The 15989-nt window shown below is 48.4% G+C and carries 14 protein-coding genes; 6 read left to right on the top strand and 8 right to left on the bottom strand.

Features of this window, described 5'->3' with window-relative positions; all coding sequences use genetic code 11:
• Positions 1–17: 17 nt before the first annotated feature.
• Together NDI34_RS01270 and NDI34_RS01275 are read right to left on the bottom strand one after the other, a co-directional pair.
• Positions 18–545 carry a universal stress protein gene (locus NDI34_RS01270; RefSeq protein ID WP_348231605.1) on the bottom strand — a complete coding sequence of 176 codons (528 nt, stop codon included), beginning with the start codon at positions 543–545 and terminating at the stop codon, positions 18–20.
• Positions 546–603: 58 nt separating this feature from the next.
• Positions 604–1311: a Crp/Fnr family transcriptional regulator gene (locus tag NDI34_RS01275; RefSeq protein ID WP_190412784.1), complete on the bottom strand. Its 708-nt coding sequence runs from the start codon at positions 1309–1311 to the stop codon at positions 604–606.
• 530 nt (positions 1312–1841) lie between these two features.
• On the opposite strand from NDI34_RS01275, the gene NDI34_RS01280 reads away from it, so the two are divergent.
• The 4 genes from NDI34_RS01280 (at position 1842) to pgsA (ending at position 9216) form a co-directional block, all read left to right on the top strand.
• Complete coding sequence (locus tag NDI34_RS01280; RefSeq protein ID WP_348231606.1) at positions 1842–5480, top strand: hypothetical protein; 3639 nt, start codon at positions 1842–1844, stop codon at positions 5478–5480.
• A gap of 74 nt (positions 5481–5554) precedes the next feature.
• A complete protein-coding gene (locus NDI34_RS01285) occupies positions 5555–7471 on the top strand; it encodes a hypothetical protein (RefSeq protein ID WP_190527844.1) in 1917 nt (638 codons plus the stop codon).
• A 467-nt stretch (positions 7472–7938) separates the two neighbouring features.
• A complete protein-coding gene (locus NDI34_RS01290; protein ID WP_347276560.1) occupies positions 7939–8577 on the top strand; it encodes a sugar transferase in 639 nt (212 codons plus the stop codon).
• 111 nt (positions 8578–8688) lie between these two features.
• Positions 8689–9216 (top strand): CDP-diacylglycerol--glycerol-3-phosphate 3-phosphatidyltransferase, encoded by a 528-nt coding sequence (gene pgsA / locus NDI34_RS01295; RefSeq protein WP_348231607.1) that lies wholly within the window; start codon positions 8689–8691, stop codon positions 9214–9216.
• Positions 9217–9303: 87 nt separating this feature from the next.
• On the opposite strand, the gene NDI34_RS01300 is transcribed toward pgsA, so the two are convergent.
• From NDI34_RS01300 to surE, 4 genes are all read right to left on the bottom strand, one after another.
• Positions 9304–10239 carry an NAD-dependent epimerase/dehydratase family protein gene (locus tag NDI34_RS01300; RefSeq protein WP_190677646.1) on the bottom strand — a complete coding sequence of 312 codons (936 nt, stop codon included), beginning with the start codon at positions 10237–10239 and terminating at the stop codon, positions 9304–9306.
• 11 nt (positions 10240–10250) lie between these two features.
• Positions 10251–10523, bottom strand: a complete 273-nt coding sequence (locus tag NDI34_RS01305) for a hypothetical protein (protein ID WP_348231608.1) — start codon at positions 10521–10523, stop codon at positions 10251–10253.
• The gene (locus NDI34_RS01310) at positions 10505–10693 is read right to left on the bottom strand and encodes a hypothetical protein (RefSeq protein WP_242030430.1); all 189 of its coding nucleotides are present in this window, start codon (positions 10691–10693) and stop codon (positions 10505–10507) included. The genes NDI34_RS01305 and NDI34_RS01310 overlap by 19 nt, the downstream gene beginning before the upstream one ends.
• A 97-nt stretch (positions 10694–10790) precedes the next feature.
• On the bottom strand, positions 10791–11468 hold the full coding sequence (surE, locus tag NDI34_RS01315) for a 5'/3'-nucleotidase SurE (protein WP_190429682.1): 678 nt from the start codon (positions 11466–11468) through the stop codon (positions 10791–10793).
• A gap of 78 nt (positions 11469–11546) precedes the next feature.
• On the opposite strand from surE, the gene NDI34_RS01320 reads away from it, so the two are divergent.
• A complete protein-coding gene (locus NDI34_RS01320) occupies positions 11547–13700 on the top strand; it encodes a HEAT repeat domain-containing protein (protein WP_348231609.1) in 2154 nt (717 codons plus the stop codon).
• 37 nt (positions 13701–13737) lie between these two features.
• Here the strand turns inward: NDI34_RS01320 and NDI34_RS01325 are convergent, their stop codons facing one another.
• Positions 13738–14142, bottom strand: a complete 405-nt coding sequence (locus tag NDI34_RS01325) for an NIL domain-containing protein (RefSeq protein ID WP_190412776.1) — start codon at positions 14140–14142, stop codon at positions 13738–13740.
• Between the two features lie 72 nt (positions 14143–14214).
• Between NDI34_RS01325 and NDI34_RS01330 the strand changes: the two genes are divergently transcribed.
• Positions 14215–14820 (top strand): thioredoxin family protein, encoded by a 606-nt coding sequence (locus NDI34_RS01330; protein WP_348231611.1) that lies wholly within the window; start codon positions 14215–14217, stop codon positions 14818–14820.
• Positions 14821–14996: 176 nt separating this feature from the next.
• Here the strand turns inward: NDI34_RS01330 and NDI34_RS01335 are convergent, their stop codons facing one another.
• Positions 14997–15875, bottom strand: coding sequence for a hypothetical protein (locus NDI34_RS01335; protein ID WP_190412775.1), 879 nt, complete (start codon positions 15873–15875; stop codon positions 14997–14999).
• Positions 15876–15989: the final 114 nt, after the last annotated feature.

Raw genomic sequence — 15989 nt, forward strand, 5'->3', positions numbered from 1 at the left:
CAATTTCCAGTATTCCTTTATCCATCCGCTATTTCCCCAGCCGCCAGTGATTCAGGATGCTCCGTATCTATGCCCTGAATTACCAACACCGAACAGGGAGCGTGGTGCAGCACATAATTACTCGTACTCCCCAGCAAAGCTTCTGTCAATCCCTTGTGCCCCCGGCGTCCCATCACAATCAAATCGGCACCCCAATTCTCAGCCGCTTGACATAACATTTGCCCAGCCTCGCCTACTTTGTAATCAAACTCCGTCGGCACTTTCTGACGGGTAGATTTTTCGCAGTAACTTCGGAGCAAATCTTGCACCTGCTGGATTCGCCTTTCGAGCGTGAGGTGGTGATTCTCATAGGATGTCATCATCTGAGGATACAAACCCATCTCACCAGAGAGCCGTGGCGTTATTTCACCGAGTATCTCGCTATTGAGGCAATGTAGCAGCATCATTGCTCCACGATTCGCCTGCGCCAATTCCAGCGCTTGAGCGAAGACAGCCTGACATAAAGAAGAGTCGTCGATAGCAACCAATATTTTCTGAAAACCCATGACTAGGCACCCAGATAAATGGCAGTCGGGCACCCAGAGTGCCGCTGCCGTGTATTTATTAGACGATTAGCCGTTCCAAAGCCGCCAAATCGGGAATGCACAAGATATCGTGGTCGCGCATAATCAGCGCCTTTTTTTCCAGCTTTGTTAAAACCCGTGTCACCGTTTCTCGCGCCAGACCGCTGAGGCTGCTTAACTCACGATGGGGTAAATTGGGGATCATCGTTCCTTTTTGGGCAGTTTTTCCCTGTCCTTCTGCTAAGAATAATAACGTGTCGGCAACGCGGGACATACTATCTGATTCTCGCAATCGGAGGCGACGGTTGACTTGACGCAGGCGTTTTGCCATCAACTGAGCCAAGCGAACGCCTGCTAGTGGTTCGTTATGAATTAACTGAACAAAATCTTGAGCAGGCATACTGCCAATCGTCGTAGGAGTTAGCGTAATTACATCCGTTGAACGAGGAACCTCATCCAACGCTGCCATTTCGCCAAAAAGTTCTCCTTTGCCAAGAATATTCAGCGTTACCTCTTTACCATCAAGGTTGTAGGTGCGAATTTTCGCCCAACCCTCCAGAATAAAGTAGACAGAGCCGCCCCAGTCATTTTCCAGCAAAATCACCTGATTTGCAGGATGGGTACGAGTGACGACATGGGAAGTGGCTTTCTCCACAACGGTCTCTGGTAAGCCGGTAAACAAAGGTGTGGAGCGAATCAACGCATTCATGTTAGAGTTCGGTTCGCGGGGGGTGTATCGGTCTTCCATCGGGCCAACACAAATGAAAAAGCTAAGAACTGATAAAGAGTGGCCCACTGGAGTGGGGCTAGCTGGTAGCGTTTGAATCAAGAGCAACCGTTGAGCCGGAAACTTTCAGCAATCAGGTCGGCATCTCCCGAATATGGTGTTTACGCTCTCGAAGATAATTAGGCTGAACAGGAGGCTCTTGGCAGCGTACCAATCAGAGTTAGGAGGCACCCATTGAGCCAGTGACCCTATCTTTATTATCCTCATAGAGGAAACCCGCGACTCGCTGCTGACGCATCTAGCAAAACTCACATCTTAATCCAAAACGCTTTGATTTTGGGCGATCGCTTTCTTTGTACCCATTGGGTGACAAAACGCTACAACCCAAAATTCTATCTACATTTAGAATTACCAGTCTTGAAATAATTCACCCGGTAGATGCAACACCCTGTTTAATATAAGTTGTTCTTGTTGGGCAGTCTAACATTATAGGCAGTGGCAGTATAGTAACTTCTGATAACTGTGCAATCGTTCTAGCCAGGGATTCCATTGTGACTCACGAGACGGATGCGATTTCTACACTAATCGCTAATATTGACAGCATCCTCCACAAGGCCAGCTCCCGTCGGCCTTGGCTCAGGTCAGTTGATGTCCAAGAGCAGCGTCGGCTTCTGGAGCAGGTTCGTACCTATTTAGTCTCACGGCAACAATCAGGCGCTGGAGATGAAGCTCGGCATCAGGAAAACTATCAACCGCAGACAACAGCACGACAGATTGTGCAAGCGGTTGAGCAAGACATGGAAGCGGTGCGAACCAGCTTGATGCAGTCCTTGCAGGGGGATCTGGAGAGTCTTCGCCAACAGCGGGAATCTCTGGTTCTAGAGATTCGACAGATGGAGAGTTATCGGCTGCACCATCGAACGCTTGCTCAGCAACAAGCGGCACAGCAGCAACTGATTTCCGAATTTTTGCAGGTACTTTCTAGTCGCTTGCAGGAAACTCTCACGCAACAGATGGCTCAAACCCTGAGAAATTTGGAAACTCAGTTTTTGAGTGCTGAGGGACTCCCTCCAGAAGGTCAAAAACAACCCTATAATTTCTCACCTAGCTATTCAGACGCGATATCTAGCAATTCTTTACCTTTACATCCGCGAGAGCGCCTGGAACAACTGCAAACGTTACAGGCAAAATCCGATCAACTGCTAGCAACGCTGGATTCAACCATTCGTACAGTCTTCGAGGCACTGCAACGCAATCTTGTTAGCTATCAAGAGTCCTTGGCCCAAGGACTTGATAAAATGCACAACTTGGGGCAGCAAAGCGAGGTGATGTTTACAGAGTTGGTAAATCAGCTCACCGAGCAGTTCCAGCAAGAAGCCTCAGCAATTTTGCAATCGTCTCGGCAGTCACAAGTAGATGCAAGTAGCGCGAGTCCGGCTGCGACAACACCAGGGATCGGCGCTCTGCAACTGCCCTATCCCCAGAGGGAACCCCAAACGCTGGAGCAACCCTCCTCTCCACCTTCTAATCGCAACGAATTCAATTTCTCGCCGAATGATGTTCCTGTCGCCAGACAGCCATTGCCGTATCCGGGGGTTGAATTGCCCCTCCGCTCGGTGGAACAGGAGCAGTCGCAAAGTCCCCAGTTCAATCTGCCAACGGACCGCTTAGGGGAGTCGGTACAAAGGCAAGCCTCCTCAAAGGATAATCTTTTTGGGACAGCATCGTCTGCTAGCACTCCATCGAACCCTACCTCTGGTGCCCAGAATAGCGAGCTGGAAGACTTGGATCTGGAGAACTTGGGCAATCTGGAGATAGCATCGCTTGATGACGATGATATGAAAACTATCTTCCAGACGGAGCCTATCCTTCCCGCCACTGCTGAAAGGAAGCGCGACGAAATCGACGATTTTTTTGAAAGCTTGTTTGGGACACCGCCGAGCCCACAGAGTCCCGAACAACAAGAGCAAAATACTGAGAAACAATCGGAGAGTGCTCCCGCCGGAAATACCCAAACTCAGGCAGCAAGTACAAATCCAATCATCCCTCAAGACTCAGCAGGAGAGAGGAACCCTCGCCCCTATGGCAGTCAGGACTCTTTAGAAGATGTCCTATTTGCAGGTTTGGAAGATCCCGCTGAAGATGCCGCGATCGCGCAACCACCTGCGAGAGTCGAGCAAGTTGAGGACTCTTGGGAAAATGTCTTATTTCCCGAAGATTGGGAAAAGACGGTTATCCAAGTTGAGAAGTGGGCGATCGCTCCGACGATTGCCAGTGAAGATCAAAATGTCGAAACCAATGAAGCCTTCAATCCTGAAACAGTGGAAGAAGGGGATCTGGTCATTTCGGCACTAACCGATCTGTTGCAGGAGGATCTGTTTCAGGAGCAGGAAGTAGTGCCAGCGGAATCTCTCTTACCGAGGGTCACACCTCCGAGTCTGGAGGAAATCACTCAAATCCAGAATACTCAAATCCAGAATACTCAAATCCAGGACACTCAAATCCAGGATACAGAGCAACCTGCAACCGAGGAAGCTGCAAGTCTGGAAGAAGATATCTACATTCCCGCTTCGCCAGACGAAAATCTGCTGGCGATGGATACTTTCTCAGTTGACCAAGACGAGTTTTTCTGGCTGGATAGAGATACGCTGCAACTGCTGAGTGAAGATCTGTCTAGCTTTGAGGCACCGCAGGGGGGCGTATTCCCGCAATCAGAGGAGCAGAGGAGCCATAGAGAGGCGGATTTTAGCGATAACGCGACAGAAATCCAGACTCAAGATGACTGGTTCGCAGAGGAGGAAGAGCTTTTTGGGACGGAGATACCAGAAGGGACGGTTGACGCTGTTGAAACACAAGCAGAAGCGTCAGAAATAACCCAGAGGACGAGACACCAGGAAGCTTTGCCAGTAACGGAACTGGATGAGTTGTTGATGGAAGATTGGGACGATCTCGCCCTAGATAGCTTTGTGGAGGAGGATTCTGTTCCTGGAACAGATGGGGAGTCCGAAAGATTGCCGTCAGAGGAATTCAATTTAGCAGAAACAGAAAACGCGATCGCTCACCATCCACAAAATTCCCATCAGGAGCAACCGGAAACGGCGAACACGACAACAGCCGATGAAAGAGCGGATTGGAATTTGGCTTCCTTGTTCCCTGTAGAACCCTTAGACCCAGCGCCAGACAAAGCGATCGCTTTTCTTCCCCCCGCTAATCTTGATGAATCGTCGGAAGTATCGCCCTCGCTAAGTTCGATAACAGAAGCAGAAGTAGGAATACAGGAGGATCGAGAATACATAGCCGATTCCCAGCAACAGACGTTAGGAATCACGTCAGCAGAAACGCCAGAAGAGATGCCAGAAACCATCGATTTCGATGAATCGTTGGTATTCCCCGAAGAAGTCGATCTACTACCTACAGAAACGGCGGCGCTGGAACACGAATATGTTGCTGACTGGGAGTGGGAAGAAATGCCACCGCCAGCCAATCCGTCAAGGGAGGCACCAGCCGCCATCGATTTCGACGAATCGTTGGTATTCCCCGAAGAAGAAGTCGATTTAGAGCTACCACCAATCGAAACGGCGGCGTTAGAACAAGAATACGTTGCCGACTGGGAGTGGGAGGAGTCAGCCAATCCGTCAAGGGAGGCACCAGCCACCATTGATTTCGATGAATCGTTGTCATTCTTCCCCGAAGAAGTCAATCTACTACCTACTGAAACGGCGGCGCTAGAGCAAGAATACTTCTCTGACTCGGAAGCACAACAGACGCCAGAAATTACTGGTGAGGAGACAGCAGTATCGATTGAGTTCGATGAATCGTGGGAATTATTTGCCGATGAGGAACAGAGTCTAGAAACACCCAGAGAAAGGGCGATCGCGTCTGATGCCGATATTGATGCGCTAACTGGGTTGCAGGAAGAAGATTTAGGCGACTGGGAATTTGAGGAAATGCCAGAAATTTCGCAAGTCGAAATAACACACCTAGGGGAATCGGATTGGCAGGAAGAATTATTGCGATTGGAAGAACTGATCGCTCCACCAGACGATGCGATCGCTCAGTTCCCTAACAATCCACCGATGGCAACCGAGGAAGAAGCCGTTTCTGAGCCGACGCTGCCTCAAACTGACGATTTTGATCTGGAGCTGGATATATTTTCAGACTCATCGAACCCGGAAAAAAAAACTCCGTAGGGATACCCACTCAGGAAATTACCCTTGAATCCCCATTAGTTTTAGAAAGTACAAAATTGCTCCCGATCGGGATAATGAATCCAAATTCAATACATTCTTCCACTGTCCTTGAGTCTGCAAAACCATCGCCTGCGGAGAATGTCAGCAAGTATGCCTGGTACTTAGGTATTGACTTTGGCACAACTGGCGTGTCTGCGGTTTTGTTAAATGGTTCGACGGGTGAACGATATCCCATCTATTGGATAAGCCAAGGACAGACAGAATCTACCCAAACCAGCTTTCGTTTACCCGCAGTGACTTACACGGGGCCAGCCTGGAGCAATTCAGAGCAGTCATCGGGGGGTGCGAGTAGCGCTTACGCCGATACACCAGCCGCGAGCAGCACTTACACGCATACACCAGCGGCGATCGCAGTGGGTGTTCTGGCGTCTTCTCTTGCCAATCGTAAAGAAGGAGTCTTTATTCAAGGCTTTAAACCGTACTTGAAGGTGGGAATTCCTTACTATTCATCTGCCAAAAAATGGGAGCCGATATTGCAGTGGTCGCTCGACCAGCCAATTTCCCTTTACTGGCTGGGGCGCTCATTGCAAGCGTTATTTGCCACTCTAAGACCTCTAGGAAGGCAGGGAAACCCGCTATCCCCAACAGAACAATCGAGGCCTAATTTGGTGGGTGCTGCTGGTTTAAAGCCCTCTACGCTGAATGCAGCGATGAGTTGCTTGAGTGGTGTGATTGTCGGTTGTCCGGCTAAATGGGGAGATACCTACCGCTTTAACATTCGCGAAGCCGTACTGGGTGCCCATCTGGTGGAAAATCCGGAGGAAATCTTCTTTCTTGAAGATGCGATCGCTACTTTGTTGGCAGGAATTGAAGGTGCAACCTTACCGGGAGTCCCCTGGCAAGGCGGGACTCTGGTGATCGACGCGGGTGCTACTACCATCGAACTCGCTGTGGTGAATTTGCCCGAAAATCTTAAAGACTTAACATATTCTCAGTTTGCTTGTCGGAGTCTTGCCTATGCAGGTAACGCTATCGATCAAGACATCATTGGTCAATTACTCTTGAACGATGAAGAAGGCAAAATGAAAGATGAATTCGAGTCATCCTTCATCCTGCATTCTTCATCCTTGAGCCTTCCCAAAGCCGGGGAACCCGATTTAGCGACGCGCGATCGCTTGGCATCGTTATTGCAAAGTTCTCCCCTGGGACAAGCGCTTCTGGAAGCTGCCAATTCTGTCAAACGAATTCTGCAACAGCAAGACAGCTATACCGTGGAATTGGGCGGAAAGTCCTGTTTGGTGACACGCCGAGATTTAGAAAACCGCGTGTTCAAACCGTTTCTTGAAAAACTGAATCAAGAATTGAATGCGCTGCTAACTCAGGCAGGGATACCCGCATCGGGAATTCATCAAATTATCTGTACTGGCGGAACCGCAGCCGTCGGAGAAATCGCTCAATGGCTGCGACAAAAACTCCCAAAAGCAGTCCTGATTCGAGATACTGGGGCAAACGACTCAACCCTAAACTGTAGTCCAGTGGCTTACGGTTTGGCTACGTTACCGCTGTATCCTCAACTGTTGGAGCAACAAACGCAGCAGTACAGCGATTATTTTCTGCTTTTGGAACTTTTACGCGCTTTACCGGAAGAACCGCTGCCGCTGAATGAAATTATGCAGTTATTAGAGTATCGCGGCATTAATACGCGGGTTTGTTATTCTCGCGTCATGGCGCTTTTGGAAGGAAAGCTGCCTGCGGGTATCGTGCCGTCGGAAGCCGAGTTTGGACTGCTGAGTTCCACCTCCGAGCAAAATCCTGACTATCAAGCGATCGCAGAGGCTCCACTTTTTGAGAAAGAAGCGACCCAGATGTATCGACTGAATGCTCAGCAGGGCGATCGCTATCTTCGCTATTTAAACACTATCCTGACAAGCACTTATCAAAAACTAGAAGAACCATTAGTTTTTGACTTGTTAGTACCGGCAACAGTTTAGCGATGAGATCCGAGACTGCTTGTATTCAGTCACAAGAACATCCCTCCGCAATTCCCCCTACGTGCGGAGGAAAATCGGGAAAAATCTTTGTTTGCAAAAGACTGGGGAGGAGTACTTCAAGGTGAAAAATTATCCTTCTCAATCCTTGCCGGGTAAGTTCTGACCCGCAAGAGACGCGTAACGACGTACTTTCAGGTAAAAAGAATTATCCATTTTCAATCCTCCTACAGGCAGAGGATTAAATAATTGAAATCTGTAGCTTGTCAACCGTACTTCTAACAAAACTTAAAAAAATACCGATTCCCTTAAAGATTCGGTAAAGTAAGGGCTTTCAACGATTCATCTATAAGGGGTGTTGCCTATATTGACATAAGAGCAACCTGATTCTAGAAGCCAACTTAAAAACAGTGATTACTACTTCCCACCTCCCCGAATCCCTCGACGTTGCTTCGTCGGCGTTTGATGAAATCTACCTGGTTGATGTTGCAAAGCCAAGCTGTCATCCATCTGTCACTAGCAAAGAGAAGCGCCTGATTGATATCTTGGGAGGCGTCGTGGGGTTAGCGATCGCAGCGACAATTACAATTCCAGTTGCGATCGCAATGCAACTGGATAACCCAGGTCCTGTCTTTTACAGTCAGATTCGCTGCGGTTTGAATGGACGCAAGTTCCGCATCTGGAAATTCCGTTCGATGGTTGTTGGTGCAGAGAAGCTCAAGCATCTGGTCGATAACCAAGCGAAAGGGCATATTTTTAAAAACGAAAATGACCCCCGAATTACCCGCATCGGTAAGTTCTTACGTCGCACCAGCTTAGATGAATTCCCGCAGTTTTGGAACGTTCTAATGGGAGACATGAGCTTAGTAGGAACCCGTCCGCCGACCGTTGATGAAGTCATGCGCTACGATGCTCATCACTGGGAAAGATTGAATGTTAAGCCGGGAATTACTGGCGAGTGGCAAGCGAACGGTCGTTCTAGCGTCCAAGACTTTGAAGACATCGTCCGCATGGATATTGATTACCAGCAAAAGTGGTCTGTTGCTTACGACCTCAGCTTGATTTTCAAGACGGTGATGGCAGTTGTGAAGAAGAAAGGTGCTTGTTAAAAAGCGAATCGCGAATCGCTAACTGTAAACTTAGAATTTCAGGCTGTAGACTCTGGACGCGAAACCGTCCGGAGTCTACAGTCTTTTTAACTTATCAGATCGATGCTTGTTATGACGCTACCCAACTGGATTACTTTATCTCGCTTACTGGCGTTGCCAGTTCTGCTTTATTGCCTGGACACCCCAACAACGGAAACTCGCACTGTGGGATTGGTAATTTTTCTGGTTGCGGCGGCTACCGATTGGTTGGATGGCTACTTGGCTCGTAAATTGAATCAAGTTACAGATTTGGGTAAATTTCTTGACCCGTTAGTTGATAAATTACTGGTGTTGGCTCCCCTATTGCCGCTCATTCAACTCGGTCAAGTACCGGCATGGGGCGTATTTCTAATTTTGGCAAGAGAGTTAGCGATCGCGGGTTGGCGCGTTAACAAAACGACCATTAGTGGAGCGAATATTTGGGGCAAGTTAAAAACAGTCAGTCAAATTATTGCGATCGCGCTTTTGATCGCACCACTGCCTGTCTCTTGGGAAATTCCCGCCATAATTGCTTTCTGGATTTCCGTTGCTTTTACTTTGATTTCTGGAGTTATTTACCTTCTCCCCCAAAAAAGCGAGCAACCCTCAGCGGTTAGCTAGTAGAGATACGATTCATCGTATCTCTACAACGACTAATCGCTCTTTCGTGTCTTCGTGTCTTCATGTCTTCGTGTCTTGGTAGTTGATTTAGCCTGCTTCTAGAATTTCGTTATCAATTGAGAAATCTATCTCGGCTTTGTTCCGACCAGAGGCAAGATAATCTTTCTGGAACGAGTTTTTCAGCCCAGAAATTAAGTCATATTCTGGTTGCCATCCTAGTTCAGCCTTGGCTTTATTTACTGAGGCGAAGAAGTGCTGAAGTCGGAAAGGAAAAGCTTTGCGTTTGCCAAAGTCAAACTTTTTGGGTTCGTAGTGGAGAATTTGTAAATTCTCAGGGGACTTCCCGGCTGCAATCGCACAAGCACGCGCTAGACCATCAAAAGTAACATAGCGATCGCCCGACACATTATAAATCTGTCCCACTGCCTGAGAATTGCCCAGCACTGCTGCCATTGCTACCGCTAAGTCTTTCACATGACCGAGTTGGGTGAGATGGAAGCCATGTCCGGGCATCAGAATTGGGCGATCGCGCACAATCCGGTCGAAAAACCAAGCTTCCAGATCGTTATAATTCTGAGGGCCGTAAATATAGGTAGGACGAATCGACGTAAAAGGCACTTTCTGCTGTGCTAGGTAAGCTTCCGTTTCATGCTTACCTTTGTGACGACTTTTTGGATCGACGGCATCCCCTTCTACATGAGGCATCTGATCTGACTTTTGATACACACCCGCAGAACTCATGTAGATAAAATGCTGCACCCGATCCTTAAAAATTTCTACTAAAGGTTGGGTGTCGCTCAATTCCCGACCATTATTATCAAAAATTGCGTCAAATTTTTCTTGAGATAACTTTTCTTTTAGTTGCGAAGCATCCGTGCGATCGCCCTGAATTTGTTTGATACCTTCAACGGGCGCTGGTTTATTTCCCCGATTGAACAGCACCACTTCATGTCCTTGTTCCGCCAAAATTTTTGTTAGATAAACCCCGATAAAACGGGTTCCGCCCATGATTAAAATTCGCATTTTGATTAATTCTAATTATTTATATCTTTTGCGGATATTTTCCAAGACCGCCCTTCACAGTGAACTTCGTCCCCGATGATTTTAACTCCACCGCGAGCAATCGCAAATAGTTCTTGCCTTTCTTCATCGGTCAAGTAATCATCACCTTTAAGACCACTTGGGCGCTTTCGAGGATCGCCTCCTGCATCCAAGTAGCGCTGTCGAGATAAAGCAAAAAGTTCTTTTATTCTTGCATACTGTTGCTTTTCAATCTCAGTAGGTTTTGTCATCGTTCCGATACCCATTTGATAGGAACAATATCGCTATTTTGCAGGAGTCGAGCATAGGGTAAGACATTGCTAGGGGTTTCAATTACCCAAATTCCTGTGTCTTCATCATACACCGCATTGCTAAGTAGCTCTAAGGTATCTAAGGCGTTGAGAATTAGGTATTGTGCTTCGGATGGTTCCACCACTATTGAGTTCAATTTAACCTTGGCTATCTTACACGAAGGGACTGCATTAAGGGATTTTCGCTAACTCTTATGGGAGCGGTATCTTACCTCACCTTTTTTAAAGTCGCAGCTGAGTTACGGCGATTTTGCCAGAAAAGCAGACATCAACATCGCTACCAGGAGTGCGATCGCGTTTGGCATATTCTCCGACGTAGTAAAAATTATCGCCTTCAACGCGATAGTTAACTGGCAAGGGTTGCCGAGAAGGTTCGCAAAACACCACTTCCGGATCGGGATCTCCGGGTAACAAATGCGGCAAATTCACATTCCAAAACGTTCCCGGTTCAATGGTACGGTTGAGTAGATCGGCTAAAATTCCAGCCGTCCACCTCGCCGCCACATCCCAATCGACATTCAGTTTGCCTTTGCGATAGTGGGAAACGGCAATCCCCGGAATGCCATGAAAGGCTGCTTCGCGCACAGCGGCGACAGTCCCTGAAATGTAAACATCGGCTCCTAAGTTGCCACCGGCGTTGATGCCAGAAAGGACAAACTTGACAGTAGGGCAAAGATGCGTAAGTGCAATGCGAACGCAATCAGCGGGAGTACCCGCGATCGCATATTCAAAATCCGAGCGACGCCGGACATGAATCGCTTGAGTCGTCGTCACCTGATGACCGCATCCGGATAAATGGTCTTTAGGAGCCACAATCACCCCCTTGCCATTCATCGCCTTGTGCAGCGCTCGGATTCCAGGAGCGTCTATTCCGTCGTCGTTCGTTAAAATCAAAGTCATATATTTTTTTGCTGAGTCGGACGTAGCCTAGACGGTTTGCTCAAGCACCCATTGATTCAAATGTGAGAAGGCAACTAGATGGAATTGCATCACCAACCGATTCAGGAATCTTACACCGCCGAAAACCTCCTCCAACAGGTACTCTCACTGAGTGATGACCAGCTCAAGCAGGAGTATTTAAATTATCTAAAATGGACAGACCCCATAGTGCAGATGTTACAGCGCTTGGAGGAAAAAGCTCAGGTAGTGCGAGTCGTGAAGTTAGCCTTAGAAGTGGATTTGAGGTTAGGCGCACAGATGGCAGGAGCCGTTAAACCGGAGTTTCAAGCCGCAACCGTCGGTTTAGTTGCTTCTCTAGAAGTTCCTCAAGAGTTGAAATTTCAACTTTTAGGCATCACTGGCTCTGATAGTGCAATCCCCAGCCTACTCCCAGCGCTTCACCACCCTGACGCTAAGGTGCGTGAAAGTGCAGCTTATGGCTTAGCTTCCATCGGCACCGATGCAGTCGTGACAGCGCTGCTGGAAGTATTGAACGATGACGACTCTGGTGTTCGCTTGAGTGCAGCTTATGGATTAGGTTCTATCGGCACCGATGCCGCAGTGATGGGACTGCGGCAAGCGTTGAACGATGAAGATTTTCAGGTGCGCGAGAGTGCAGCTTATGCCTTAGGCGCGATTGGTACCCAGGCAGCCGTAGGGGTGCTGCGGCAAGCATTGAACGATGAGGACTTTGATGTGCGTGGGAGAGCTGCCTACGCTTTAGGTCAAACCCCCACCGAAGAAGCAGTGTCGGCGCTACTGGAAGCTTTGAACGATGCAGATTTTCGGGTGCGTTACAATGCTGCCTATGCTTTAGGTCAAATTCCCACTCAGCAGGCGGTATCAGCACTACTGCAAGCGTTAAATGATGAAAACTATCGGGTGCGTCAAAAAGCAGCCGAAGCATTAGGTTCGATTGGCACGCAAGAAACGGTGATGGCGCTACGGCAAGCGTTGAACGATGATGACTTTGATGTTCGCCGAAGAGCTGCCTATGCTTTAGGAAAAATTGGCAGCGAGGAGGCGGTGGCGACACTACTGGAAGTGTTGCAGGATCGAGACTATCGGGTGCGCGAGAGGGCTGCATTCGGCTTAGGCCTTACCCGCAATCCGTTGGCAGTATCGGGGCTGCTGAAGGCGCTGAAAGATGAAGATTATGAGGTTCGCAGTTGTGCTGCCTATGGGTTAGGTTTAGTCGGTTCTCCGGCGGCAATGTCAGGGTTGCTAGAAGCTTTAAAGGATCGTGACTTTTATGTTCGCAGGGGTGCTGCCTATGCTTTAAGGAAAATCGGCAGAAAGGGCATCGATCCTGCACCTGCCCAAGCGGCGGTCGCTGGCCTTTTAGAAGCTTTGGACGATGATGATTCGTGGGTGGGTTGGATGGCTGCCTATGCCCTGGGTTCTATGGGCAAGGAGGAAGGCGTAGCGGCGCTACTGAAAGCTTTAAACCATCCAAACTTTGATGTTCGAGAAAAAGCTGCTGAGGCTTTAGGGAAAATCGGCAGTGAAGTCAGCGTTGTCGGACTGCGACAAGCGTTACATGATGAAGACTTTGGAGTTCGTCAAAGTGCTGCCGCTGCGTTAGAAAAAATAGGCTCCCCGGCGGCGGTAGCGGGACTTCTAGAAGCTTTGCACGATACAGACTATCGGGTGCGCGAAAATGCTGCCTCTGCTTTAGGTAGCACTGGCTGCCAGATTGCCGTAACCGGGCTGCTGGAGGCTTTGCACGATACCGACTATCGGGTGCGCGAGAAGGCTGCGGAGGCTTTAGGGGAAATCGGTTCTCCGGCTGCGGTGGTGGGGCTGTTGGGGGCGTTGAACGATGAAGACGCGACTGTGGGTGGAAGCGCTGCTTGGGCATTAGGTCAAATCGGCACTCCAGCGGCGGTAGCAGCACTGCGACAAGCTCTCAACCACCCAGACGCTAGCGTTCGAGGGAGTGCTGCTTGGGCATTAGGTCAAATCAATAGCCCGTCGGCTGTAGGGGCGCTCAGGCAAGCTGTTAACCACGAAGACGTTAGCGTTCGGGAGAAGGCTGCCTATAGTTTGGGGAAAATCGGCAGCGCTGGAGCATTACCTTATCTGCGCCAGATGCTCTTAAAATCGGAGAATAGCGTTGCTCTTAGCACGATCCTCGATGCGATCGCTGCCATTCAAGAGCGGTGCGGTTACTACAATTATGCGATCGCCTAGTCTTGGACTCAATTCGCCAAAAAGAGGCATTTTCAATTCAAAAATTAGTAGAAATTGCCTCTACGGGACAGGTGGGAATGCACTGTTCGCAGACAATACAGCGCGATCGCGTAAAATTAAGCCGAAATGTCTGCGGTTCCAGAGTCAAAGCTTCTGTGGGGCAAACGCCAGTGCATAACCCGCAGTGAACGCAAACGTCTTCATCGATCGCGATCTCGCGACTGGCAAAAGAAACGCTAATATCTTGCGATCGCATCCATTCGATTCCCGCATCTATTGCATCAATATCGCCCAAAAGTTCCACCACTAGCTTCCCAATTTGATTGGGTGCCACTTGGGCACGAATAATATTCGCCGCTACATTAAAATCCTTCGCCAGTCGATAAGTCACTGGCATCTGAATCGCTCGTTTGGGAAAAGTCAACGTTACTCGTTTTTTCACGGCAAAGGTAGCTCTGGAGGGAGTTGGTACACTAAAGGTAGCTCATCTATAACAATCGTGAAAAAATCTTCGATGGCTGTGAATTCACCTGAATCAACTGCAACCTCCCAGCCGCCGTCGCTAGGAACCGGCGCGAAACGTGTCACAAACTTCTTGATTGCTTTAGTAGCGATTGTCCTCAGCGTTTTCCTATTCTTGGGACTGCAAACTGAGACAAGTTCAGTTTCCCTGGACACCCAAGCTGAGCAATCTACACCGTTAGAAGTGGCTTTGAGCAATGGCAAGCCGACGTTGATGGAATTTTATGCGAACTGGTGTACCAGCTGTCAGGCAATGGCAAAGGATCTGGGCGAACTGAAAGAGCAGTATGCTGATTCGATGAATTTTGTCATGCTAAATGTGGATAACAATAAGTGGTTGCCAGAGATGACGCGCTACCGCGTTGATGGGATTCCCCATTTTGTCTATTTCGGCAATAACGGAGACGCGATCGCTCAAACGATTGGTGAGGTGCCTCGTCCCGTCATGCAGGCAAACATTGACGCCCTTGTTGCTTCTGTACCTCTGCCTTACGCCCAAGCTGGGGGACAGGTTTCTGCCTTCCAATCACCCATTACACCCGCCAAAGTTAGTCAGGATGATCCTCGCAGTCACGGTAGCCAAGTAAAAAGCAATTAAGAATTACGAGAACAGTCGCTGTTAGAAGATTTTTGGGGTTTGCACTGATCAATCAGAAATCCATCCTGGTGATATCTGATTGCTGAAGGTAACGCCAAAAATGACGCCCACTCAAGGGTTTTGGACAGGGTTTCTCTAGTTGTATATCTCTTGTCTAGTCTTGAGCAGATGCCCGATCACATACAGCCACAGCCGCAGCCGTTGTTCGTACTATCATTACTACCACTACTACCACCACCACTGTTATTGCCGCGACTTCCGAACAGGGAAAAAATGAGGAATATTGGTAGCCACCACCAAAACGATCCTGAAGATTTTTCCGAAGTAGGACGATCTTTGTTCTTAGGAGTTGGAGTTGGAGTCTTGCGAGGTAGCGGAGAATTTTCGCTTGTTTGAGCCAGTGCTAATTCAGAGCTTGTAGAGTGAGTTGCCTGGGTAGAAATCCCTGCTATCAGTAGCGTAGAGCTGCTGATAGTTAGAACTAATATAAAGGACAATAGAGCGATCGCTAGGAATTGCCCCAAAGGCAAGCGAGGGAGATCAATAGAGGGCAACCAAGCCAGAGTAAAAGATGGTTTGGGTACGAGCCAATACCGATGAGTGTTGACTTGTTTGCACTGGATGTCTTTCCCAAATCGGGTATCGGGTGGCGACCAGATATCGCTAGGAGGTTGCTGTCCAAAGAGTTTTTCGTAGCTAATCAGCGTCTCGTTATAGCACCTGTAAAAATTATCCTGTTCGCTGGAACCGCCCTTCGTTGGGTGATGGTGCAATGGTTTTTTTAAAACTTTGTTACAAAACTCATCCCAGTAGGAATGAGTGTAAGTTAAGTGCAAATGCCAAACTCGATCTACTTGCTCGGAAGGCGTGACAGGATGCCCAATTACAACAGCAAGAAAGATAAATTTTTTGTATTCGTTAATGGCACGCTGAGTATATTGAACTGTCCAACCGTTTTCTCTTGCTAACCTTTGACTAAAGGGAAAAGCAGACTCCGGATCGTCAAGGGGGAATTCTTGAATACTTTGGTAAAGTTCTGCCTGCTGCGCCTTCATTTATGACTCCTTTGTGTTTTTGAATTACCGATTTACTTTTTATTTTTGTTAATCAATAAAATCCACAATTCCAAGTTCGCGATATTTTTTAACTGACGAAGAGTTAGAAATGAT

It is taken from the genome of Trichocoleus sp. DQ-U1 (genome assembly GCF_039961925.1).
GTDB lineage: Bacteria > Cyanobacteriota > Cyanobacteriia > Cyanobacteriales > FACHB-T130 > FACHB-T130.